Source organism: Vibrio sp. Vb1026, assembly GCF_033338745.1.
Classification (GTDB): domain Bacteria; phylum Pseudomonadota; class Gammaproteobacteria; order Enterobacterales; family Vibrionaceae; genus Vibrio; species Vibrio alginolyticus.
This window is the reverse complement of record NZ_JAWOTH010000002.1, coordinates 109,709-133,523: the sequence shown is the minus strand read 5'-3', so window position 1 is coordinate 133,523 and position 23,815 is coordinate 109,709. Positions and strand designations below refer to the sequence as shown.

Annotated in this window: 17 protein-coding genes and 1 pseudogene; 15 read left to right on the top strand and 3 right to left on the bottom strand. The window is 42.6% G+C overall.

The genetic code is table 11. From position 1 onward, the window contains the following. Positions 1-8: 8 nt before the first annotated feature. The 7 genes from R7E47_RS04590 to tssG all read left to right on the top strand — a co-directional run bounded on the left by R7E47_RS04590 (position 9) and on the right by tssG (position 8,813). The gene (locus R7E47_RS04590; RefSeq protein WP_053349228.1) at positions 9-2,009 is read left to right on the top strand and encodes a serine/threonine protein kinase; all 2,001 of its coding nucleotides are present in this window, start codon (positions 9-11) and stop codon (positions 2,007-2,009) included. Further along, positions 1,996-3,570 (top strand): type VI secretion system protein TssA, encoded by a 1,575-nt coding sequence (gene tssA / locus R7E47_RS04585; RefSeq protein WP_136976740.1) that lies wholly within the window; start codon positions 1,996-1,998, stop codon positions 3,568-3,570. Before R7E47_RS04590 ends, tssA begins: the two co-directional genes overlap by 14 nt. A 26-nt stretch (positions 3,571-3,596) precedes the next feature. Then, a complete protein-coding gene (gene tssB, locus R7E47_RS04580) occupies positions 3,597-4,103 on the top strand; it encodes a type VI secretion system contractile sheath small subunit (RefSeq protein WP_005373381.1) in 507 nt (168 codons plus the stop codon). Between the two features lie 8 nt (positions 4,104-4,111). Continuing rightward, entirely contained in the window at positions 4,112-5,587 is a 1,476-nt protein-coding gene (gene tssC / locus R7E47_RS04575) for a type VI secretion system contractile sheath large subunit (RefSeq protein WP_005373378.1), read from the top strand. A 61-nt stretch (positions 5,588-5,648) separates the two neighbouring features. Next, a complete protein-coding gene (tssE, locus tag R7E47_RS04570; RefSeq protein WP_033906409.1) occupies positions 5,649-6,059 on the top strand; it encodes a type VI secretion system baseplate subunit TssE in 411 nt (136 codons plus the stop codon). A gap of 10 nt (positions 6,060-6,069) precedes the next feature. Next, complete coding sequence (tssF, locus tag R7E47_RS04565; RefSeq protein WP_042523535.1) at positions 6,070-7,818, top strand: type VI secretion system baseplate subunit TssF; 1,749 nt, start codon at positions 6,070-6,072, stop codon at positions 7,816-7,818. Next, a complete protein-coding gene (gene tssG / locus R7E47_RS04560; protein WP_042523537.1) occupies positions 7,815-8,813 on the top strand; it encodes a type VI secretion system baseplate subunit TssG in 999 nt (332 codons plus the stop codon). The genes tssF and tssG overlap by 4 nt, the downstream gene beginning before the upstream one ends. A 54-nt stretch (positions 8,814-8,867) precedes the next feature. On the opposite strand, the gene R7E47_RS04555 is transcribed toward tssG, so the two are convergent. From R7E47_RS04555 to R7E47_RS04545, 3 genes are read right to left on the bottom strand one after another with little or no spacing between them, the layout of a single operon-like run. Next, positions 8,868-9,320, bottom strand: coding sequence for an Lrp/AsnC family transcriptional regulator (locus tag R7E47_RS04555; RefSeq protein WP_005373369.1), 453 nt, complete (start codon positions 9,318-9,320; stop codon positions 8,868-8,870). Positions 9,321-9,351: 31 nt separating this feature from the next. After that, the gene (gene tssM / locus R7E47_RS04550; RefSeq protein WP_318083863.1) at positions 9,352-12,741 is read right to left on the bottom strand and encodes a type VI secretion system membrane subunit TssM; all 3,390 of its coding nucleotides are present in this window, start codon (positions 12,739-12,741) and stop codon (positions 9,352-9,354) included. Between the two features lie 27 nt (positions 12,742-12,768). Continuing rightward, positions 12,769-14,082, bottom strand: a complete 1,314-nt coding sequence (locus tag R7E47_RS04545) for a type VI secretion system ImpA family N-terminal domain-containing protein (RefSeq protein WP_005386112.1) — start codon at positions 14,080-14,082, stop codon at positions 12,769-12,771. A gap of 503 nt (positions 14,083-14,585) precedes the next feature. Between R7E47_RS04545 and R7E47_RS04540 the strand changes: the two genes are divergently transcribed. The 8 genes and pseudogenes from R7E47_RS04540 to R7E47_RS04505 all read left to right on the top strand — a co-directional run bounded on the left by R7E47_RS04540 (position 14,586) and on the right by R7E47_RS04505 (position 23,671). Further along, on the top strand, positions 14,586-15,185 hold the full coding sequence (locus R7E47_RS04540) for a hypothetical protein (protein ID WP_017633753.1): 600 nt from the start codon (positions 14,586-14,588) through the stop codon (positions 15,183-15,185). Positions 15,186-15,194: 9 nt separating this feature from the next. Continuing rightward, positions 15,195-16,688, top strand: a complete 1,494-nt coding sequence (locus tag R7E47_RS04535; protein WP_213889011.1) for a type VI secretion system-associated FHA domain protein — start codon at positions 15,195-15,197, stop codon at positions 16,686-16,688. Then, complete coding sequence (gene tssJ / locus R7E47_RS04530; protein ID WP_130546340.1) at positions 16,681-17,181, top strand: type VI secretion system lipoprotein TssJ; 501 nt, start codon at positions 16,681-16,683, stop codon at positions 17,179-17,181. Before R7E47_RS04535 ends, tssJ begins: the two co-directional genes overlap by 8 nt. Before the next feature lie 11 nt (positions 17,182-17,192). Then, positions 17,193-18,518, top strand: a complete 1,326-nt coding sequence (gene tssK / locus R7E47_RS04525; RefSeq protein ID WP_154204268.1) for a type VI secretion system baseplate subunit TssK — start codon at positions 17,193-17,195, stop codon at positions 18,516-18,518. Further along, the gene (gene icmH / locus R7E47_RS04520) at positions 18,515-19,306 is read left to right on the top strand and encodes a type IVB secretion system protein IcmH/DotU (protein WP_025767903.1); all 792 of its coding nucleotides are present in this window, start codon (positions 18,515-18,517) and stop codon (positions 19,304-19,306) included. The genes tssK and icmH overlap by 4 nt, the downstream gene beginning before the upstream one ends. Before the next feature lie 148 nt (positions 19,307-19,454). Then, positions 19,455-20,022 (top strand): annotated as a pseudogene (locus R7E47_RS25495) (DUF4150 domain-containing protein); the annotation flags it as partial. Between the two features lie 902 nt (positions 20,023-20,924). Continuing rightward, positions 20,925-23,027 carry a hypothetical protein gene (locus R7E47_RS04510; protein ID WP_318083860.1) on the top strand — a complete coding sequence of 701 codons (2,103 nt, stop codon included), beginning with the start codon at positions 20,925-20,927 and terminating at the stop codon, positions 23,025-23,027. Beyond that, on the top strand, positions 23,024-23,671 hold the full coding sequence (locus tag R7E47_RS04505; protein WP_213871394.1) for a hypothetical protein: 648 nt from the start codon (positions 23,024-23,026) through the stop codon (positions 23,669-23,671). Before R7E47_RS04510 ends, R7E47_RS04505 begins: the two co-directional genes overlap by 4 nt. Positions 23,672-23,815: the final 144 nt, after the last annotated feature.

Genomic DNA, 23,815 nt, shown 5'->3' with positions numbered 1-23,815 from the left:
AGTACTAAGTGTCTAATAATCAGAGTACAGCCAAAGGATATATCGATCAGTTGGTTGTTAAAGCTATTGAGAAAAAGAAACTGAATGAGCAAAGGCTAGCAGAAAAAAATAAGCCGAAGCTTGAGTACGTGCTTTTTTCACAGTTTGATGTATTAGACAAGCTTCCTTCTAAAAATGGTAAGACAACGGTTTACCATCTTGCAAAAAAAGGGCAGCCAGAGAAGCAAATCTGTTGCAAAGTTATCAATGATGACTCGCCAGAATTTGCGAGCAAAATGTTGATTAACGAAGCGAGCAGGCTGGAGCTTTCTCAACACCCTAGCGTGGCTAACTTTGTAAAAATCGGCAATGAATTTGAACGCCCATATTTGATGTACGAGTGGATCCAAGGTGAATCACTGGCAGAAAAAATGGAGCGTCATTCTTCTAAAGGCTTCCGCCACGACCACATCGCTTGGTTGGTGTATCAACTCGCTGGCGCTCTAGAGTTTATGCATACAAGAGGTATCTGCCATCTTGATATTAAACCATCTAACGTATTAGTGAGTGAAGGCGATTACGTTAAGCTCATTGATTTCGGCGCTGCTCGTTACATTGGAGAGACAGAACCTTACGCAGAAGCAAGCTTGAGCTACGCTTCCCCTCTTTATATAGAAACTGGCATCGCGGAACCGCAAGATGATGTTTACTCTCTCGCTTTGCTCGCTGGACATCTATTTTTAGGCTCAATATTTGGTGATGCTTGGAATAAGCAGTTAAAAGACCGAAAGCGTCCGGCTTTGATCCCGGCTCATATTTGGAAATTGCTGAAAGAAGTCATCAACAAACCAAGAGGGCATGGCTATACCGCTATTTCTTTTGCTCAACAGTTAGCGCGAATCGATACGCAATCAATTAGCTCAAATTCTAACGCACCAATTTTCAGTAGCTTGCGTAACGCGGACTTGCTGCTTACACACTGTAAGCCAAATGATAAAACGGCGTATGGTCGCTTTAAAATATTAGAGGCGAGCTTAGTGTTGAGTGTGCTGGCAACAGCAGGAAGTTATTTGTATCAACAGAATAAAGATCAATTGGATGCCATTTTTTCCCGAGGTGTCACTACTGTAACTCACGTTATTACGCCCTCTGAAACGGCTTCTTTTTTGGCTCAGCCTCCATGGAAAATCAAAGAAGAATTGTCTCAAGCTACTCAGAGTATTGATATGACAGAAGCTTATCGAACAGCATATCAAGCTCAGCAGTTAAGCCTCTCGAATTTATATGAAGAAAAACAGGCTCAGTTAACGTCGTATCAATCGTTAGCGGATGGCTTACCAATGGCATTAGTCGAATTACGTAAGGAGCTTGTCACCTTGCGAGAAACCCTTGTTCGTGACGGTGCTCTGTTTCCATATGCGGATGAGGCGTTGACTAAAGTGATGTCTGGGTTAAATGTCGCGTCTATCGATTCCATGAAAGTATCTGCCATAGCTGGCAGTCGAGATAAGCAGATTGCTCGCTTAATTTTAGATGGTGAAGCTAAGCTCGCAGAAAATGAAATGAAAGAGGCATGGTTGTTAAACCAGTCACAAGCCTATTTTTACAACCAAATCTTACCAAAGGCTGTGATGGAAAATATTAATGACTCCATCGATAAACATGCAGAGGCGCACTTTTACACCAAAGCAATTGAAGAAGCTGAATTAGCCAAAGCCTACTTCGGTAATACGCCAGAACTAGACAAAAAAATAAAGGATTTAATCGTCGCAAGAAGCGAATTTATTTTGTTTAGCACCGTGATGGAGCAATCCGTTTACGACAAACAAAAGCTACATGAATCCCTTGCCGATTTAGAACGGAATGCACCAAGTAAATTTACAGAAATCACGAAAATTCTAGATAGCATGGCGTCGGATGCGATAGAGCAGAGCCATCGATTATCTAAGCCAGCAAATGGCGCAATTGCGGTAGCGCGTGCGTTGAGAGATTACTTGACTGAAGGAGACGTGAATTTTGTCCAACATTGATATCGATCGTCTGCTTAATCCTATTTCTGATGAATCTCCAGTGGGAAACGATGCCCGTTACGAGTTTTGCTATGAAATGATGGAGTCCGAAGTGAAGAAATTCGGTTCCTTGTTTGGCGAAACAGTAGATTGGAGCGTGGTAAAAACGCACGCGACCGAAGTTCTAGAGCACCACAGCAAAGACTTAAAAGCCATTTGTTACCTCGTTCGCGCGCTAACAGAAGAGTTTGGTCTGCAAGGCTTTGAACAAGGTCTAAAGCTGCTTAGTGAGGCGTTAAGTCGCTTTGGCGTTGAATTGTATCCTTCCCGAAAGCGGGGTCGAGATGGCGCGGTCGAATGGTTGAACCATCAGTTTAAACTGGTCAGCAGCAAGTTAGCGGAAAGTGCTCAGTCATGGGAGTTGGTATCAAACTGCATTTCGACTATTGAAGAAGTGCAGCGCCAGTACGACGAGGTTTACCAAGACTCAGAAGCGGATTTCTTTGAGATTCGCACTCAGCTCAACGTCTTATCTCAACAAGCTGCGGCTGATGAGCAGAGCGATGATGCAGTCGTTAACGTCGAACAAGCGGCGCCTGCACCAGCTACGCAGTCTGCTGCCGAAGAAACGCCAGCGCAGAGTGAAGTGCAAACCGCACCGGTGAAGGCGGTTCCGCCGGCCCCTAAACCTGCGCCAGTTAAGAAAGCGGTGGCAAAAGAAGTGGATGTCGATACGGACTTCTCTTCGCCGACGGCTTCTAAGCGCACCTTGAAGAAGGTTGCGGAAGTCATGCTTCATGCGAACCCAAGTGATCCGCTGGCTTACCGGATTTATCGTCATCTGACTTGGGATGACATTGATGGTCTACCCGACCACCAAAATAATCAAACGCCTTTGAGCTTGGCAGTGTCGTCCGATCAACAAGCGGAATACCGAGATAAAGCTGACCAAGAAAGCGACATCGACACCATTAAGCGTTTGGAGCGCACATTAACGGATGCGCCGTTTTGGCTGACGGGCCATTACTTCGTGTATTCGATGCTTAATAACTTGGGCTTTGATGATGCAGCGCTTGCTGTGAAACAAGAAGTGACGCGTTTTGTTGAATCGCTAGAGGGCATCGAGCACCTCTCATTTAAGAATTCTATACCATTTGCAGATGAAGCGACCTTGAGCTGGTTATCGACTCAAGATACTACTTCTTCGACTTCTCAACCCGTTGTTCAAACGGTTGTGATTTCGCAGGAAGACTCGCTGCCAATGGAGGATATCACTCTAGAAAATCTAGGGGAATGTGCCGCAGAGCTTGCCCGCAAACTTGAGCTGGATAGCTCGGGACGTGGGCAGTTCATGCTGTATTTGCAATTGATAGCAGCTTACCAGTCTGTTGGATTATACCCTTTGTGTTTGCCGTATCTTGAGAAGGGGTGGGAAGTACAAAAAGCGTTTAATCTCGCGAGCTGGGAACCCCACTTATCGTCACAGTTAGAAGACCTAATTCGAAAAACACTCCATCGGTTATTTGGAAGCAAGGATCTTCTACCTGAGAAGTATGAAGAGTGGAAAGCAATTTACGACTAATTAAAGAGTTAGATAAGGAACGAATTATGTCACGTGACGGCTCGGTGGCTCCTAAAGAGCGAATTAATATCCGTTATGTTCCAGCAACTGGCGATACGCAAGAAGACGTAGAGCTGCCGCTAAGCATGATGGTAGTTGGCGACTTTACTGCGCGTGCAGATGAGACACCAATTGAAGAACGTACTCCAATTAACATCGACAAAGACAACTTTAACGAAGTGCTAGAGGGCATGTCTCCAAACGTTAAAGTCAACGTTGAAAACCGTCTTTCTGATGAAGAAGGCGGCCAGATTGGTGTTGATCTGACGTTCCAAAATATGAAGGACTTCTCTCCTGAAGCGATCGCGAAAAGTGTACCTGAACTAAACAGCCTACTTGAGCTTCGCGAAGCCTTGGTTGCACTGAAAGGTCCTCTAGGAAATGTTCCTGCGTTCCGTAAGAAGATCGCATCGGTTCTTCAAGATGAAGAAGCGAGAAAGAAACTGTTGGATGAACTAAGCATTGGCAACGACCAAGACGCGAAAGAAGAGTAAGGGATATCATGTCTGCAGAAGCACAAGCGCCAGAACAAGAAGCAGCCTTAGTTGAATCAGGCTCACTTCTGGATAGCATTCTTAACGAAACACGTTTAAAGCCAAGTGATGAAGGTTTTGACGTTGCAAAACGCGGCGTAGAAGCATTCATCAGTGAGCTACTAAGTAGTTCGAACACAGAGAAAGTCGACCAATCTCTGGTTGATCTGATGATCTCTGAAATCGACCAAAAATTGTCTAAGCAAGTTGATGCAATTCTTCACAACGAAGAAGTTCAAGCGATTGAATCAACGTGGCGTGGCCTTAAGTACCTGGTTGATCACACTGACTTCCGCGAGAACATTCAAATCGAACTGATCTCTGCAAAGAAAGACGAAGTTCTTGATGACTTCGAAGACGCGCCAGAGGTGGTGAAGTCTGGCCTGTACAAGCAAATCTACACACGTGAATACGGCCAGTTCGGTGGTAAACCTGTTGGCGCCGTCATTTGTGATTACGCTATGTCAGCTTCGTCGCCTGACATCAAACTGATGGAATATATGGCGAACGTAGGTGCAATGTCTCACGCACCATTCATCACGTCGGCATCGGCTAAATTCTTTGGTCTAGACAGCTACGAAGAGCTGCCAAACCTAAAAGATCTGAAGTCTGTATTCGAAGGTCCACAGTACGCGAAATGGCGTGGTCTGCGTGAGCACGAAGATGCACGTTATTTAGGTCTATGTACGTCTCGCTTTATGTTACGTACGCCTTACTCTGTAGAAGATAACCCAATTAAGGCGTTTGACTACGATGAGCAAGTGACAGACAGCCATGATAACTACCTATGGGGCAACTCAGCGTACGCGATGGCGTCTAAGATCAGTGAATCATTTGCTAAGTACCGTTGGTGTCCGAACATTATTGGTCCTCAAAGCGGTGGTACTGTACAAGATCTACCGGTTTACAACTTTGAAGCTATGGGTCAAATCGAGACTAAGATCCCAACCGAGATCCTGGTTTCTGACCGTCGTGAGTATGAGCTAGCAGAAGAAGGCTTCATTGCGCTAACCATGCGTAAAGGTTCTGACAACGCGGCGTTCTTCTCTGCAAACTCTGTTCAAAAGCCGAAAGTGTTTGCGAATACGCCGGAAGGCAAACAAGCAGAGATGAACTACAAGCTAGGTACTCAGCTTCCTTACATGTTCATTATCAACCGTTTAGCGCACTACATCAAAGTGCTACAGCGTGAGCAAATTGGTTCTTGGAAAGAGCGTTCTGACCTAGAAATCGAATTGAACAAGTGGATTCGTCAATACGTTTCTGACCAAGAGAACCCGCCAGCGGAAGTTCGTGGTCGCCGTCCGCTTCGTGCTGCGAAGGTTGAAGTATCAGACGTAGAAGGCGATCCAGGCTGGTACAAAGTATCGATGTCTGTACGTCCTCACTTCAAGTACATGGGCGCAAGCTTCGACTTGTCTCTAGTTGGTAAGCTAGACCAATAACCCATTACTGAAACCATCAAGCAGCCAGTGAAGACTGGCTGCTTTTTTCGTAGGACCGCATATGGAAAAAGGTTACCGTCTTTTAGAGCGGATCGAGCTAGGAGAACCAAAAAACTGCTACGAGAAAGTGGTGTCTCATAAGCATTTGATTGAATCCATTCACTCGCATCTCGCTGACTTGTTGAATACGCACTCCGGCAACGCAATGATCGACAATGAGTATGGTCTGCCAGATTTTAACGACGTACTTTCTAACAACACAAACCTCGTTCGCCATATTCAAAAAAACATCACGTCAACCATAGAACGCTTTGAGCCCCGACTGTTTAATGTCGAGGTTCATTACCGTGAAGACCACCATAATCCATTACAACTCGGCTTTGGTATTCGCGGCGAAGTTTCCCATAACGGCGGTAAAGTCCCAATGTCGATCGATGTCTACATGGGAACCGACGGCCAATTTAACGTTTAGTAGGTGCCACTTGAGTAACAGTAAATACTTTCAAGATGAACTCACGTATTTACGCGAGTCGGGTAGTGAGTTTGCCAAATATCATCCGAAGTTAACTCACTTTCTCTCTGAAGGAACTTTTGATCCAGATGTCGAACGACTGCTGGAAGGTTTTGCTTTTTTGACCGGACGCATCCGCGAAAAGATTGACGATGAACTTCCTGAGCTAACGCAATCTCTGATGACTTTGCTGTGGCCACATTACATGCGTTCGATTCCGTCTTTGTGTATTAGCGAACTAAAACCGCATACCGGAAGTGTTACTGAGAAAACCGTGGTGAAACGTGGTGCGGAAATGGCCAGCGAACAGGTAGAAGGCACGCAGTGTTTGTTCCGTACTTGTTATGACGTCAATCTATACCCAGTTACGATTACTAACATCGAACAAACTAACAGCCGTACCAGTTCGATGATTGATGTGACGTTATCGACGGAGCATGGCCTGGAACTGTCTCGTATCGGTTTAGATACGTTGCGTTTGCACCTGCATGGTGAGATTCATATTACTCGCACTGTCTTCTTATGGCTGTTCCGTTATCTAGATTACGTCGAGTTGGATGTTGGTGGCGGCTACAAACATCGTTTAGGGCCAGAATACGTTAAGCCAGTCGGGCATGAAGAGGACGAGGCGCTGTTGCCTTACAGCAAAAATTCCTTTGCAGGCTACCGTTTGCTGCAAGAATTCTTCTCTTTGCCAGATAAGTTCATGTTCTTCGACATTAAAGGCTTAGAGTGGCTAAAAGGCATTCCACAGCGCAGTACGGTCAAAATCAAATTCCACTTTAAGCGTGCTTTGCCTTCAGAGGTGGTGCTTAAAGATAAACACTTAAGGTTGCACTGCACACCTGCCGTTAACTTGTTTGAAAAAGACGGCGATCCAATCCGTTTAGAGCATCGACGAAACGAGTACAAGGTGCGTCCACAAAGTAACACTCAAGAGCATTACGAGGTTTATTCCATTGAGCAAGTGGAGAGCTGGAGTAAAGACGAGCGTCGCCGAAAACCACTGATTGAATTTGAATCGTTTGAGCACCAAATCAACCAGCGTGATAAGAGAGAATTCTACAAATCCAAAGTGGGCGAGCGAGTAAGCGGAAGAGGGTTAGAGCGCTATATCTCATTCCATACTCACAATGGCGACATCGCGGATTTAGGGACTGAAACCGTATTGATGAAACTGCAATGCAGCAACGCGGATTTGGCAGAACGTCTTTCAGTGGGTGACATCACTTACGCGACCCACAAGTCACCAACGTATGCGACGTTTAAAAACATTACTAAGCCAACACAGTCAGTAAGTCCTCAGGTTAATGGTGAACTTCAATGGCAGTTGATTGCCAACATGTCGCTCAACTACTTGTCTTTGGCCAATATCGATGTGTTGAAAGTGTTGCTCTCGACTTACGACTTCCACTCTCGAGTCGATAGACAAGCCCACCGCGCGTCGATTCATCGACTTGATGGCATTATTTCTTCAGAGATGAAACCAATTGACCGCGTGTTCCGTGGCGTTTCTGTGCGTGGTAACCAGTTCAAGCTCGTGACGGACTCTAAGTTCTTCGTAAATGAAGGCGATATGTTCCTTATGGCCACGGTATTGAATGAATTTATCCGTTTGTATTCGAGTGTGAACTCCTTTACCGAACTAGAGGTGTTCGATGAAGCGACGGGCGAGGTTTACAACTGGGCAAGCCTAATCGGGCAGCAGACGATACTATGATTAACACACTTTCTGATAAGTCGAATGAGTTTAGTTTCTACCAAGCGGTGTTGCTGTTAGAGAAACACTACCAGCTGGAGCCAAACTCAAATTTTGTTGCCGTGGGCGAGAACAAATACTTCCATCAAGAGCGAATTGAGTTCAGCGTGTCGCCAAACCTGTGCTTTCCAAAGAGTGATATGGATTTTATTACTCATATGGAAAGAAACGGAAAGCAATATTCACGTATTGAGACGAACTTTCTTGGCTTGCATGGTTCAAGCTCGCCCCTGCCAGCGTCTTACACTGAGAAACTCGTCGGTCGTGATCCCGATGATAACCCAGTGAAGGATTTCTTCGACTTTTTCCACAACCGCTATACAAGCTTACTGTATCGTGTTTGGAAGAAATACCGATATCACGTGCAGTACAAAAGCGGGGCAAGCGATGCGTTTTCTGGGCGCATACTGCATTTGGCTGGTCTCTCTAGCGTTATGCAAGATTGTGAAGTCGCGGAGTTAGATCGAGCGAAAGTTCTGTCTTACGTGAACCAGTTATCTACGCGTACACGTTCACCTAAGCTTATTTCCGGTATTGTTTCGCACTACTTTTCACTGCCGAATGTGCGAATCGAAGAATGGGTTTATAGACGCGTAGAAATCGCTGAAAGCCAGCGTAACAAACTCAATCGTTCCAATTGTGTATTGGGGCAAAGCTTACACTTGGGACAAAGCATTGCGGATTTGAACGGCAAGTTTAACTTGTGTATCGACAACATTGATTTTGAAACGTTTAAGCAGTTTTCCTACGATGGTGAGTTACATAAGACGCTGGTGGGCTTGATGCGCTTTATTCTGCGTGACCCAATGTCGTGGGACCTAAAGTTGACAGTTAACCTAGACAGTATTCCAGAAAACAAACTGGGTAATGGAGAAGGGAACCAACTAGGTCAAACGTTCTGGCTAGGAAACCCAGGTGATAAAGACGCCAAAATTCGACTTATCGGAAGCATATAAGAAAGCCGCTCAACGAGCGGCCCTTTATGTTTTCCTCAAAGAGGTCAGAAAAGCTTAACGACTGATCGGCTGATGCAGTACAACGGTAGTATCAAGCCTTTGAATGCCGTTAAATGATTCAATTTCATTACAAAGATGATGAATAGACTGCAGGTCGGGCGCTTCAATTAGGGCAATAATATCAAAGTTGCCACCAACAACGCTCGTTAAGCGAACCTCAGGGATTTCTTTAAGTGCATTCGTTACATCATTCTTCTTACCCTTTTCACAAGAGATCAGTAGATAACTAGCGGCTTTTCGCCCTTCATTTTCTACACGAATCTGTGCGGTATAGCCTTTGATAATACCGGTCTTTTCTAAACGATTAATTCTTTCTGCTACTGCTGTTCGAGACAAACCAATGTTTCGGGATAGATTTGCAATCGACTCTCGCCCATTCGACAATAGACTTGAAAGTATTTTTCGATCTAATTTATCTAAACCTTGTAAAGTCATGTTTGAAATCATGTGTTCTGCCTATTTTGTTTTTATATTGTTATTAAATCGACTCAGGGAGCGTAAAGTTATACAGCTCAGCAAGAGTGAATGGGTTTTTCTGTGTCAACGGAGTGATGCGTAAGCTCAAGTCCCTCCCTGACACTTTTATGTCACTGACAAAGCTGCCGTTATGAGTGTTTGTCAAGGTCGAGTCACCTAGCAATCTGTATATCGCCCATTGACCACTCTTATTTAAAACGTGCTGTCTGCCTTCATCGGTTACATCCTGGAGTGTGATACTAATATTGAAGTCACCATTTTGCGGTGGCCATGCCATTTCACGAATGCGGCTTGGACCGTGGTAGTAACTTATATTGGTATCTGCAATTTTTAAGCTCGCTCTAATCGCACTAGAATCAAGATCGAGTACTCTTGCACTAAACGGAATATGAACGCGGTTAGTGCTTTTATTAATTAATGTGTCTCGAATAACGTTATAGTTACGCAGTTGCACTAACAGAGCCGGAGAGATTGGCATCGTCTCGCCATCCACCTGTTTTGGCGTCCACAAATTGGTATCGTAGAACGGTGCAAAATTTTTCTGAATAAATGTGTCTAACAAGCCACCTGAAGCAAACAGTAATTCAAAATCTTCAATTGAGATTTCCTCGGTCGCTGTTAGATCAAATGGGTATCGTCCCAGCCCTATCTCTTTAAACTTGGTGTAAATCTCGCTGTACCATTGGGTTTGAATGCCTTTAGCGGACTCTTTAATCATGACTGACCAGCTTTGTTGAACCACATCTAACAACCAGCTACGAACGGGTTCCGGTGATTTTTGGGCAATCTGTTTAAGTTTGATTAATGGGTCAGCTTCACTGCTGTTCATTCGATGCTGAGCTGCCGCTAGCGCCGCCATTTGCGGGTCAGGTGCATCAGCGATGTCTTTCATATACGTGCGAACACGGCTTAACGCAGCTACGGTCTCATCCCAAGGAGTAGGGGAGTTTGGTGTTTCACTGACCTGAAGTTGGTTTAATAAGTGAAAAGCTTGTTCAACACGTTTCATCAACAAGTAATCAGGCTTAACTACTTCCTCTACTGCGTCTGATGCGGAGTCTGCCGCTGCCACGAGTTTCGGGTCTAGCTTTGAAATCAGAGCATTTTTTTCACCAACGGGTGAAAATTGTGTGTTGGCATAGACCTGCTTCAGTACGGTTGTCATTGGTGAAGAAGGGCCCGAGATTAAGTCTATCGCGTTCGTTAGATCGCCGACATTGTCATAGTTCTGGACTTTTAGTTCACTCAGCGCATTGCGCCAATTACTGATGTAGTCGTCAGTATATTTTTTACGTACTTCCTCTTTGAAGGCTTCTTGTTCTTCACTAGTAGGAATAACGTGTTGTGACAGACCTAAAACCCAGTTGTCACTGATGACTTGTTGTGACATTAGGTCCACGCGTGGTCGATAAAAAGTGCTAAAACCAGTGGAGGTATAGATCTTATCTACGATCAAGCGTTCGCTATCGATTGGTGTGTTGAACACATTGCTAAACTCAAAACCCACAGCTCGTTGCAGATCTAGGGTTCCTAAATCAATCGAATTTGCTTCGTTTAAAATGCCTGCATAAACGAGATCAACATTCGAATTTGCTAGCAATGAGCGACGTGTTGCGCGAACAAGATCCATATTGATATCAATTGGATCAAACTGTGTGCGAAAGTAAGCGTCCAAATAGCGCATCGCCTGATTGACGACGTCATTTTGGTTGCTCAAGTCGTTCATCATTTGGAGAGTTTGATGACGCAAAAAACGGATATCACGCTTTGTTGGATCGTTTAGCATTAGATACCCCTTCAATAGAGGTAAAGCGCGTGTAAAAGTGTTTTGATTTTGTGTCAGTTGTAGACGGTAACCTTTCTCAATGAGAGGTATCAACTGTTGAGCAACGTCCTTAAGTAATGCTTCGTATGCGATGCGAGTGCTTTGATCCAAACGGCTAATGTTGAGTGGTAATATCTCTTCATCCAAAGCCTTAGAACCTTTAAGCCACGCCCCATAAGAAGGCTCTATTGCTTTCGTCGCCTTCGCTAAAAGCTCATTGAATCTTGCATCTTGCTCCACTTGCGATTTGTCATCGATACTCAAGAGTTGATTCATCACATGTAAGTTACTGTCTAATGTCGTGAAAAAGAAGTAACTGCCCCCAGTAAGCAGGATAATAGAGCCGAGTATTGCCAAACGGCTTTGTCTCTGAATTAGACGAAGATACGTCTTGTTTTCGCCCGCAAAGTCGCTTTCCGGCAATATTTGTGAATCAATCAGAAAGCGAGAGAAATAAGGCGTTTCTGTTAACTGTGTATGCTCTGACGCGATAATAGGTAAGTTGAAGTAATTACTACAACTTTTTGCAAGTAAATTGTACTTGCGACCGCCTTGCAGACTCGAACTAAAGAAAATCTCACGGATGTCTAGTGAATAGACACCGTTGTTAACATCACATAGACGCTCAAGCACATAGCTGACTTCAGACTGACATAGCTCAAACTGCTTAGGGAAAGCGAGTATTGCTTGTTTCTCATCAATGTCCGTTGAATTAGCGGATGCATCTAGCGCATTACTTTCAAGCACTCTCACTAGATTTCGATAGCTATCGCGGTAGTACTCTGCAAATACACCCTTGGCTTCTTTTAGTGGGATAGAGAGGAACTCAACACGTGTCTTGAGAGAGCTAAAGTGCATGTATTCTTTAAAGCCATCTAACTTGTCTAGCTTTGACATAATCAAATAGATTGGCAATGCTGAAGACGTTTTAGAGTTGATGGTACTCAAGCGCGCCAATAACGACGAAATGGTGTACTCTTTTTGTTCTGGTTCAGAGACGATCATGAACTCGAAATCGATGAAGAATAGACACCCAGAAAATGGCTTTCTAGGTCGATGATGAATAACTTCTTCAATGAACGTATTCCATAAAGAAGCATCACTGCTTGATACTTCCTGGAACACTAAGCGTTGGTCTGGTTTGATGTATACAGCGCTGTCAGATTCGTACCATTCAAAAAAGTCATTCTTAGCGGTTCTAGTGCGATCCATCGGTTTGATTGCACTAGAATTAAATAAAAATTGACGTCGCCCTGACCCTTTATTACCAAGCATCAGGTAAATTGGTTTCTTGCCTGAGTTAGCAAGAAGAGGCTGGATAACCATAGAAAGTGCTTCTTCCTCGGTTTCCAAATGTTGAGCTTTAGCGTTGTTCTTTTTCTTCAACCATAATGTGAATTGAAAAATGACGTAAACAATGGCGATAGCACCAAGGGTCAGCCAAAGATAAAGTTGATCGATTTCGTCAAGAAAAAGCAGATAAATAGTGGTGATAATTGCAGCCACTAAAAACATTAATATGGTAGAAATCACCACTGGATTTCTAAACAGTTTTTGTTTGAACATAAGCCTAAAACTTCTTTAATTGTATTGTTATTTATTGTCAGTTTTTTCAGCTTGTAGCTGACTCAATTTATATAGGTAGATGTTCAGTAAAAGGGTTGCGCGGTCAATTTCCTTTTGCTGTGAATACTTTTCAGCGTATTCAATACGACCTAAAAGCGGGAATAACGAGTTACTGTATTCGTACGCCTTTTCAGAGTTCTTATCTACATTCTGTCTAGCTACGTTGGCAAACACCGTTCTTGCGTCTGAGAATCGCTTATAAACATCCATAAACTGGTCTTCTAAATGGGCGCTCTGTGTCAAAAAGTTCTGACGTAGTTGCTGTGCAGAAGACGAATCCGGATAGATCGCGATTAATTCATTGGTCAAGCTATCGAGCTCGCTGACGTTACTTACTTTTGCCGAGTCTAAAAACCAGTTATTCATCATAATATCGACACGATTAATGGCCTGCGTTTTCAATGACTGAGCATATTTTTTATTTTCGTAATCTAACGAGGCGACCAAATTTACAAGTTCATTAAGTGAAGCTTGATTAATTTTTTGTTCCAATGTTCGATAACGTTGTTGCTCGTACATGAAATGTGAACATATCGCAGTAACAATCAAACCAATAACGAAGTAGATCATAAATCGACCAGACTTTGCCGGTGATGCTTTCTCTTGGCTATTTAGGTTGGGTGATGACACCGGTGCCGGAGAGGGAGACACATTCACTTTAATTTCAGGTGCCTTCTGCGTTGCTGCAGGAGCGCTAGTGTTGGCTTGTTTTTTCTCGCGTAACTCAGCCGCAATTTGTTGTTCTTTTATCTGCTCAATCCATTGATTCAAAATACGGCGAATGCGACCTAATGACGGCGCTTCAATACCGTAATGAAGACGAAGCTCTTCCTCAATCCTCAAGCATAATTGATGTGCTGCCTCTATCAATGGAAGCTCTTCTGGTAACGCCCGATGCTTATTAATTCGTTTTTCAGTATGCTCTACCATCCATTCAATAGCGCTCATTCGTGCCTTTGACTTTGAATGCTCTGGATACGCGTTGAACCAATATACGACACATACATCAAGTATTGAGTTTAACCCTTCAACAAGGCCTCTTAAGCCGTCGTTATAGGTTGATGCAACGGTAAAGTAACAGCAACAACGTAGGTCTTTCGCTTGGGTACTCAAGATCTTTTTTGAGAGTGTTTGAACCGTTTTCCAAGAGACTCTCCCTGTGACTTTATTCAGGTTGTTTATTTGACGTTTAATTTCGTCAAAATCCTCAGAACCATTAGGATTAGAGCCGCTTGGGTTATTTTCATCGATTGGTCTTCGAGCGAAGTCGGTAAAAAACATAAGGAAAGTTCCAACTGATCATATAGAAGTATTAAGTTATATAGGATTTCACTACTGTTATATTAAATTATAAGCAGTGCACATCTGACGCAATTCTATAGACAAAATAAGCGGATTAGATAATAAAAATTCATTAAAAGAAATTAAATTACTTTTAGTGTGATCTTTGTTCATAATATTAATATCAATAGTTAAGTCTATTTATAAGAAGAAACTTATATATGAAGATGAGAACGTTGATTAAAAAGTAACTAAATTGTTATCGGAGATTACGGTTTGTTCAATTAGCAATCAAATTCTGTGACTTCTATTTAAATAGAAAGATTTACTGTCTCGTCACTTAATCTGTAGTCGGTTCTTTAGTTTTTGTTTGTAGGTAAAACAACCAACCTGATAGTTGAAATGTATTAAATTATAGGTGTTTTTTTAGGCTTATTGAAAAAGAGAATATAATTGATATCTTTCGCCTCTAAGTAGAATATCGGTTTTCCTAGAGGGACGAAATGCTAAAACCAAGTCAAATTGGGCTGATTTCAGCCATGTGTCTATTTTCTTCTGTTGCAATGGCAAAAGGGGAGCGATATGGACTCTCTACCAGTATGTTGACTATCGATAGCATTAAATACGATGAAGGTAAAAGTGGTGAGCAGGATACGCTTAGGTTCGGCTTGGTTCATACTCGTCCTATTGATGAAAATAATAACCGTTGGCGTTGGTGGTTAGGGCTAAACTATCTAGCAGAAGATATTGAAGCGCCAGCAAACGGCTTATATCAAGAAGCGACGAACTATGAACTTCGTGTTGTTCCTCAATATGCGTTGACTTCTTGGAGTGTTTTCACGCCATACGTTGGTGCGGGCTTGTCTGTCGGTTACTCGCAATATTCTAATCGCTGGCAAGTAGACCAAGAGGGCTATCGTTATGAGAGTGTTGAAGACATCGACCAGTTTGAGTTAGGTGCGGTTGTGACCCTTGGTACTGCTATAAAGTTAGGCAGTAATCCTGACGCCCATATACAAATTATCCCGCAGGCCTCTTATATCCTTCCGGTTGTAAATGATGGAATTGGTGGGCTTGAACTATCAGTTTCTTTGCTCTTTTGAGGTTCGTAAATGTACTCAAATCAGCTAGTTTTATTTATCTCAAAGTGTCCAGAGGAATACACCGGTGCAAAGCATATTGAAATGCCTGAAAGTGGTGGTTCGATAGGTCGTTCCCCAAGCTGTAGCGTGTCTTTAGCCGATCACAACCGCTTTATATCGGGCACTCATTGTTTGCTCAGCGTGTATGGAGATACCTACTATATAAGTGACGTATCAACTAACGGCACAATGGTAAATGGGAATAAAATACTAAAAAATCAACCCGTTGCGATAGTTGATGGTGACATCATTTATTTAGGGCAATATGAGATTGGTGTTTCTCTTGAGCACGTTACCTCAACACTAGACATCGCCGCTGATATTGCTCCTGAGCGAGTATCTAGCGATCCTCTGGTTAGTCTAGGAGATGCGGTTGTCGAAGAGGAAGAAAAAGTCGGTGCCTTAGAAGATTTGTTTATGGAGACTAAACAGGATGACATTGATTGTCATGATCCTGTTGCTCACCTTAACTTTTCGATGCAGCGAGATGACGATTACTTAATTCGTGATAATGAGCGTACAGAATCTGAACAACCTAGAACCGTGGAAAGCACACGTCAGGTGGTCGATGACAGTTTCAGTATATATTCCGAATTTGATCAACCAAGCCTAATCCCTGAAGACTGGATGGCTGTGGAAACCAAGAGTAACGCATCAGTCAATGATGCATTAGCGCCAGAAAGCGGTAAGGTACATAGAGCCGATATTGCCTCAGCTGAGGTGATGCAACCTGGCACAGTAGCCCCAGATAGCACGATTCAAAGACAACATCGTACGCCTAATGTTACTGAGATGGTCGTAGAGCAGGCTAACACAGGGTCAAAATGGGAAGAGATGACCCAATCTTTTACGCCTTCTCCTAACACTAATCAGCAACTTCAAATACCTACGGCAGAGCACGCGATAAACAGTACGACGAAAGCACAAGTCGATACTGATGCGGCCGTTTGCTCTCAAGATATAGCGCAAGCGTTTTTTGATGGTTTGGGTATTCGAAACCCAGAGTTGATGACAAACGAGGCGCAGTTATTCAAGCAAATGGGCACTTGCTTGCGTTTATGTATTGATAACCTACAGAAAGAGTTGCACGAAGTGGAATCGTTAAAAGATGAGCAGAGTGCGAGTGAGGCTAACTCGAACATTGCAGAGCTAATGCTCACTTTGAATAGTCAGCAATTACTGGCTCCAAATGAACTGGTTGAACAAATGCTCGATGAGCTGAACGACCACCAAGTTATGTTTAACAAAGCACTGAATGAGCTCATTTTAGAACAGTCAGAAACGAACGATCCCGTAGCATTTGCTAACAGGGTCACTAGCCAGTCTTTGTTCTCAACTAAGTCAAAGCTGTGGACCGAATACCTAGATTTCTACACTAATAATCGTCGCCTGCTTAATGAAACATCCTTAAAAGGGCTGATTAAGAAAAACTATAACAAAGTGATTAAGGGAAACTATGCGTAGTATCGCCGTATTACTCGGATTTGCCATGTTGTCCGGTTGTTCCATGTGGGATCAATTTAAAGAGTCCACGGGTATCACACCAGAAACTTCGTCCATTGAATTGGTTATTGAGGCATCACCTGTACTCAATGTGAGAAATGGGGGCCAGTCATCTCCAGTTATTCTCCGTCTTCACGAATTAAATTCGCCAGTTTTATTCCGAAGCTTAGATTTTTTTGCGCTGTTTGAAAACGATAAAGCGTCGTTGGGTGATGAGTACATCAAACGTTACGAATATCAAATACAGCCAGGTGGAAAAGTTCATGAAATGCTAACGCTAGACCCTGACACTCGTGCCGTCGGTTTTTCAGTGGCTTTTCGTGATATTGATGGTTCGTCATGGCGAAAAGTGGAAGTTATTGAAGAGAAGAGCGAGTACTACATCAAGCTCAAGTTAGAGGGCAGTGAGTTAATTTCTGATAACACTCGCGGCATTGAACAGGTTTACTTTTAAGGGATAGAAACATGTCTTTATACAATCCAGTTGTTTGGCAAGATGGAATGTTCATGAAGCCGCAGCATTTTCAACAACTCGATCGTTCACAAAGTAAACTTTCGAGCATGCTGAGCGCCAATGCGTCGCCTTTGCATTGGGGAATTAAACGTTTAGAAATCAACTCTCAGTTACTAGCACTGGGTAAAATCGGTATTACTCGTGCTGAAGGTATTTTACAAGACCGGACACCATTTGAGCTTCCGTTGCTTGCCGAGCTGCCTGAAGTGAAAGATGTAGATCCTTCGATTGCCGATAAAGTCGTTTATTTGTGCTGTCCGTTACCATCGGAACGTTCTGAGTTGTTTGGTACCAAAAAAGACGGTGCGCGCTATACGATGGAATCTCAAGAAGCGGTTGACGCTTGTTATGATTCGGAAGACATGGCAAATATCGTCGTCGGTAAGCTTAACTTTTGCTTAATGTACGATCATGAAGATAAGAGTGCTTACACGTCTATTCCGATCTTAAAGATCTCAGAAGTGAAGCCTGATGGCAGCGTGATCTTAGATGATAGTTTCATTCCTACCTGTATCGATATTCATGCGTCGACAGTACTGAGTAAATTTGCGACCGAGTTTGCTTCTATGTTGAAGCATCGCGCGGAATCGATAGTTCAGCGATTAGGGGTGGTGGATCAACAAGGCGTATCATCGGTTTCTGACTTTATGCTATTGCAAGCGCTCAACAGATACGAACCCTTGTTTTGGCATTTCGCAAGCACAGAAGCTGTGCATCCTGAGTCTTTGTATCGAATTCTTCTTCAGGCAGAGGGTGAGCTTTCGACGCTGTGCTCAACGACACGCCGACCTATTGAGTTTACGAAGTACAATCATGGTGATCTTACTAGCTGTCTTTCTCGCGTCCTAGACAGTGCGAAAATGACATTGAGCGTGATGTCTGAGCAAAGAGCAATTCCACTAACCTTAAAAGATCAGAACTATGGCATCAGAACGGCAGCAATCCCTGACAATAAGATCATTGATACGACAACCTTTATCCTCGCAGTTAAAGCCGACGTGACCTTGGATGTTCTGCATACCCAGTTTGTCAGCCAAACGAAGATCGGTTCTATCGATAACATACGTGACTTGATTAACCTTCAACTGCCTGGGATTGAGATCAAACCAATGCCAGTTGTGCCACGCGCGCTGCCGTATCACGCTGGTTACACCTATTTCGAGCTCGATAAAACGGGCGAAGAGTGGATGGCATTGAAGAACACTGCTGCGATTGCGATTCACGTTGCGGGCGATTTCGCTAACTTATCATTGCAACTTTGGGCCGTTCGTCTATGAGTTACGCAGAAACCGACGTCACCGTAGTCTTATTCCAACCAGAGCCTGGCAAACCAATGGAGGTAATGCCAGCGCCTGACTTGTCGAGAAACATCGCAGTACAAGATCTATCTATCGACAACATGGGTATTAACCCGCTAGTGGACCAGTTCTCATGGTTGATCGCCAGTCTGTCTTGTATGTCTTCGATCCCTTGGCTTGATGACCCGATGCCATTTCGTGAACAAGTGGCACGTGAGATTCGAAAAGGTGAACGAAAACTTAATGAAATGGAGCTCGATCGTGCTTCGGTTCTTGTTATTCGTTACTGCTTGTGTGCGGCGATTGATGAATCTGTTTGTCGACAAGAGTGGGGGGCAAATAGTCACTGGAGCCAGAACAGCTTACTGTCTGAATTCCACAACGAAACATCTGGTGGTGACAAGTTTTTCGTTATTCTCGACCGCTTAAAAGCCGACCCTCGCAAATACCGTCACGTTATAGAGTTTCTCTATTTATTGCTTCAACTTGGTTTCCAAGGCAAGTACGGCCGTGAAGAGCGTGGCAACGAAAAGTTAGCGGAAATTGGCAGCACCATTTATCGATTAGTGCGAGATGACCGCCTAGCAGAACAAGAAAAAGTTTCTTTAATCAACCTTAAAGCTAAATATCTAAAGAAGCCGTTAAAAAGGGTAATTTCACCCAAGCTGATCTTAAGTCTTAGTGCGATGACGTTTGCGCTTATGTATGCGGCAACCTACATCGTCATAGACTTAAAATTCCAGCAACTGCTTGAAGTGTATAGATAACCAGAAATCTAAAAATGAGATCTTCTGCCAGTTTTAAGGTTTGCTGTGAATATCACTGGTCTTTTAGTGAAACTCACTAGTCATTTAGAGAGATTGCAATGTGCGATCTCTTTTATCATTCAATCAATAAAATTCAAATGGATTGGTTATGGGCGTAACAGTTGGTGCGAATGGACTTTCGATAGTTCATAAAGGCTCAGGTGGTGAAGCGAATGCAACGCTCCCAGATGTTTGTTTAACTAAGGTCGGCAAGCCAGTCGTCCCTATCCCTTATGGCAACAATGCTAAATCAGCAGACCTTGCTGGTGGGACTACGACAGTCTCTATGGATGGCGGTAACAGTGTCGCTATCAAGGGCAGTACGTTCTCAAAAAGTACCGGCGATGCGGGCGGTGACAGAAAAGGTGTTTCCTCAGGCACGATAGAAGCCGAAGCAAAATTCATTTCAGCTTCACCAACGGTTAAGTTTGAAGGTAAGGGCGTATGTCGCCTGTCCGATCAAATGACCATGAACAAAGCCAACACTGTGTGTCTTGGCGGCGCACAAAACCCATCGGTTTCTGTGAGTGAAGAGCAGGAAGGGACGTATACGCTGGATATAGAATGCAAATATCCAAATGGGCTCCCTTACTCTAATGCACAATTTTCTTTAGTCGAACCTTCAGGTGCTGTCATTGGGAGTGGAGTGCTGGATTCTAGCGGAAAAGCATCTGTTAATGGTCTCGCTCTAAAAGAATGCAAGTTAGTGCTCAGTGAAACTCAAGACTCTTACACCCCGAACCAATCTTTAGCTGAAAATATTGTGACGGAAACTTACCCTGATCCGAATGATTTTTGTACGTTTGTCGCAGGTCGCCGCTCACCATTTTGGGAAGATCGTGTTGGGGTTGCTAATGACTGGGGGATATTGATGTCCCCATCCTTCAGTGATGATGACTTTAAAGACATTGTGTTAGAGCAAAGCCGTATATCGTCTCCTTATGCGATTAGTCAAAATCACTCTAAAGACTTTTCTGATGCTTATGTTTCGGCACTTTATCACATCCAAACTGATACTACTGCGCTAGAGAAATATGAACCTTTAGTTGAACTGCTCTTGGAGCAAGTGCACGAAAATGGCGATATATTGAGAGTCTTATATCAAGCTGATGTGTTTGAGCCTCCCTATGAATTATTAGCGAAGCTTCGCTTTTTAGGGACTGGGAATACTGTGAAGTATTTGCAGTTTGTTTTATGGACGTTGATAAACAATCAAATCTGTTCATACATCGATGAGCTAAACAGTGAAATCATCGGTCGTTTAGATTTCATACAAAGCCAAGCTTCTGCAAGATCGTTGAGTTCTGTTGAAGAGGGTATAAACGGTTATAAAAAAGCACTTAACCACTTCAAACAAGCACTTCCTGACGTCATTAGCCAAATTTTCGAAACCAAAAATGACACCCTAATTTCTATATCGGCAATGGCCCTTGGGAGTACCGTTAACATAGCGAGCCAATCTAGCTTTGCTACTAATTTAGGTAGGGTTAATGCGGTGGTGTACACGAAGTCAAACAACTTGAACCGCCCATCATTTGTCACTTTTGACGATAACTTTTCTGACTAGGACATTTAAATCATGGATGCAGTTTTTCCGATAGCGCAACGAGAAGGTGACGCTTACTACACGCTCAGTGATTTTACGAAATTGTTTGATCAAGCTAAGAGCGGTCGTTATTTAATAGGACAAGGGTACGGTTGGCATAGTGGCATTCACTTAACATCAAAAATGTTACCGTGGGGGAAAGGGCTCAGACCTATTCAAGCGATGATTGATGGAAAAATAGTGGCATTTCGCATAAATCCTGATTACCTAACATCAACGTACCAAGAGCAAGAGTTTAAGTATAGTAATAACTTTGTGCTTATCGAGCATGAGGCTGTAAACCCCGAAGATAGTGAAGATGTATTTAAATTCTATACACTTTATATGCACCTTGCGCCACCTTCAGATATTGGCGCCAATTCATCTATAACCACGCGTTACCGTTTACAAGAAGCGAGAAATGTACGCACTTTCAAACATAGTGATGTGCCTACTAATTCTGGTGAAAAAAAACAGTCGATGTCTAAAGGAACATTACTTGAATACCTGTATGCAGAAGAGAAGGAGACCCATCCATACCAGATCGACAAAAATACCTACAAAATGATAAAGTGCCGTGTGGTAGAGAATGGTAAATCGGCAAGTGGTAGCGAAAAAGCACTGTTAAACAAGATTGTTTGGTTTGCTTCGGGTCTCAATAGTGACTTTGACATTTTAGAAGATTCCTCTGCTGTCCTATCAGAACCAGTTTCAGAACCTAAATGGATGTCGGACAAGGCGGCAATGATTAGGGACGGTAGTGTGGTTTCTTTACTCCCACTCCTATTTAGAGAGGGGATAAAGGTTTCAGCTGGGGAAGGTATCGGTTACATGGGACTGCATGAGTACAGTAACGATGCAATTGGAACTAAGAAAGAAGATAATCGTGTGCATATCGAGATGTTCTCTTTTGAGGAGCCGCCCGAATTTTTCAAAAAACAGATTTCTCCCAAAAATGCGGAAGAAAATCCACTTGTTGTTCTCGATGGGGCCGATAGTAGCGGTGCCGTTGATATGAGTAATTCGTTTATTCAGCAATTACTTGAATCTGTGACAGAAGATCAAGTAACGGACTTCTCCTCGTTCACTGCTCGCGATGCCAAAGTATACTTAGACGGTAAGCGTAAACACTTTGAGCGATTTATTGTGAAACATCCTACAGATTGGCATACAGAGTCGTCACAAAGTCTTTATGAATCAATCCATCAGACCGCAAAGGAAGCTCTAGATATTAAGTGCTCCGCTGGTTTTGTGACTATAGAGGACTACCGTAACTCCCCATGGCGCGATCAAGTGATGGATAGCTTTGATCTTTTCTCGCAATTCGAACTGGAAAGAGCAGATAAGTTCTCATGGATGCAAGATTTACAAGGTGATTTGCAACTAAGCGATGATAAGAGCCTTTGGCATTATTGGCCTTTTACGCCTCATAGTTACGGTTTTAGTATCGATATTGAATATTTTATAACACAGTATAAGCTTAGGTTTCCTAAGCTACGTCAACCATTTATTTTCGGCTCTCGGTCAGAGGGAAACTTGAGGAATTTGTTAAAAGTTATAAACGAATACTATTCTGAATCTAGTAATGAATACAAGTTTGATGTTAGAAAAGTGGCGTATATGTTGGCTACGGCGCAACATGAAGCCTACCACTTTTTAAGTGGTGAATATTTTAGCTTAAAACCCGAAATAGGAAGCAAAGACTACTTTAATAAATATGATCCCGTTTTGGCGGATACAGATGAGTATCGAGAAAGGGCAAAACTAAATGGTAATTTAAAAGAAGGTGATGGATTTAAGTATCGAGGAAGAGGATATGTACATTTAACATGGAAAAATAATTATCAAAGAGCTAAGGATAAATTTGGCATTGACTTTGTTAACTCTCCCGATTTGGCAATGACGCTTCACAACTCTTTTATGATAATGTTGTGGGGGATGGAAGAAGGTATTTTTACTGGTAAGAGCTTAGATGACTACATTGGTAAAAATACAGATTACATAAATTCTAGAAAGATAATTAATGGTTCAGATCAAGCAGATTTGATAGCTTCTTATGCAAAAGAATTTGAAAGTATATTAGGTGATTCGATATGAAAAAATTATTTCTATTTGTGCTTTCCATAGCTATTTATGGTTGTGCTCATGCGAGCACAGTTTATAAAGAAGACGATGGTGACCTATTGATTTTAGATAAACCATACAATGATATTCTGAAAAATGGCTATTCAAGGAGTGTTGATCTTATTAAGTTTAACGGTCAACCTGCATTAGAACTAACCAATGTAAATGGTGTCAATGCTATATTTACTTTTAGTGAGCGTCAAGTTGATAAAATAAACTGCATTTATAATAATAGCCGAAACCCAATGAATGGCATACTAAATAGAAATGCAGTTTGTGGTCTTTTCATTGACATAGTTGATGCATTGGATAACTACTCTAATATTATTGATAAAGTAAGTGATAAAGAAAATAATTTTATATTCTCTGAAGATAAGCTGTCTGTCTTTGATAATGGTAGTGGATTGGAAATAGAAAAGTATAAATTAAATGATTATTATGCAAATATCATGTATTACTCCTTGGATGATTTTATAAACTCTAGCCCTGTTGTTAAATTTGATATAAAAGGGCATCGTGGTAAATATAAATATTATTATTTTGTTTATGATGTTAATTACAAGTTGAATCACATTCTTTATCTTGAAAATTCATGGAATAAAATTAGTATTAATTGACAATATCACTCGAGATAGAGGGAGGTACATAGTTTTTTTTTAAAGATAAGCCTAGTACTTTCATTGAAAAATAGTCAAATTTTTTACTTTACAATCGCCTAGCCCTTATGACACATTTATAAAAAAGCGCCGAAAGGCGCTTTT

Bases quoted from the DNA above. Each gene is read 5' to 3' on its own strand.
- tssB (WP_005373381.1), top strand. From the start codon at position 3,597: ATGTCACGTGACGGCTCGGTGGCTCCTAAAGAGCGAATTAATATCCGT.
- tssC (WP_005373378.1), top strand. From the start codon at position 4,112: ATGTCTGCAGAAGCACAAGCGCCAGAACAAGAAGCAGCCTTAGTTGAA.
- tssE (WP_033906409.1), top strand. From the start codon at position 5,649: ATGGAAAAAGGTTACCGTCTTTTAGAGCGGATCGAGCTAGGAGAACCA.
- tssG (WP_042523537.1), top strand. From the start codon at position 7,815: ATGATTAACACACTTTCTGATAAGTCGAATGAGTTTAGTTTCTACCAA.
- R7E47_RS04555 (WP_005373369.1), bottom strand. From the start codon at position 9,320: ATGATTTCAAACATGACTTTACAAGGTTTAGATAAATTAGATCGAAAA.
- tssM (WP_318083863.1), bottom strand. From the start codon at position 12,741: ATGTTCAAACAAAAACTGTTTAGAAATCCAGTGGTGATTTCTACCATA.
- R7E47_RS04545 (WP_005386112.1), bottom strand. From the start codon at position 14,082: ATGTTTTTTACCGACTTCGCTCGAAGACCAATCGATGAAAATAACCCA.
- R7E47_RS04540 (WP_017633753.1), top strand. From the start codon at position 14,586: ATGCTAAAACCAAGTCAAATTGGGCTGATTTCAGCCATGTGTCTATTT.
- R7E47_RS04535 (WP_213889011.1), top strand. From the start codon at position 15,195: ATGTACTCAAATCAGCTAGTTTTATTTATCTCAAAGTGTCCAGAGGAA.
- tssJ (WP_130546340.1), top strand. From the start codon at position 16,681: ATGCGTAGTATCGCCGTATTACTCGGATTTGCCATGTTGTCCGGTTGT.
- tssK (WP_154204268.1), top strand. From the start codon at position 17,193: ATGTCTTTATACAATCCAGTTGTTTGGCAAGATGGAATGTTCATGAAG.
- icmH (WP_025767903.1), top strand. From the start codon at position 18,515: ATGAGTTACGCAGAAACCGACGTCACCGTAGTCTTATTCCAACCAGAG.
- R7E47_RS04510 (WP_318083860.1), top strand. From the start codon at position 20,925: ATGGATGCAGTTTTTCCGATAGCGCAACGAGAAGGTGACGCTTACTAC.
- R7E47_RS04505 (WP_213871394.1), top strand. From the start codon at position 23,024: ATGAAAAAATTATTTCTATTTGTGCTTTCCATAGCTATTTATGGTTGT.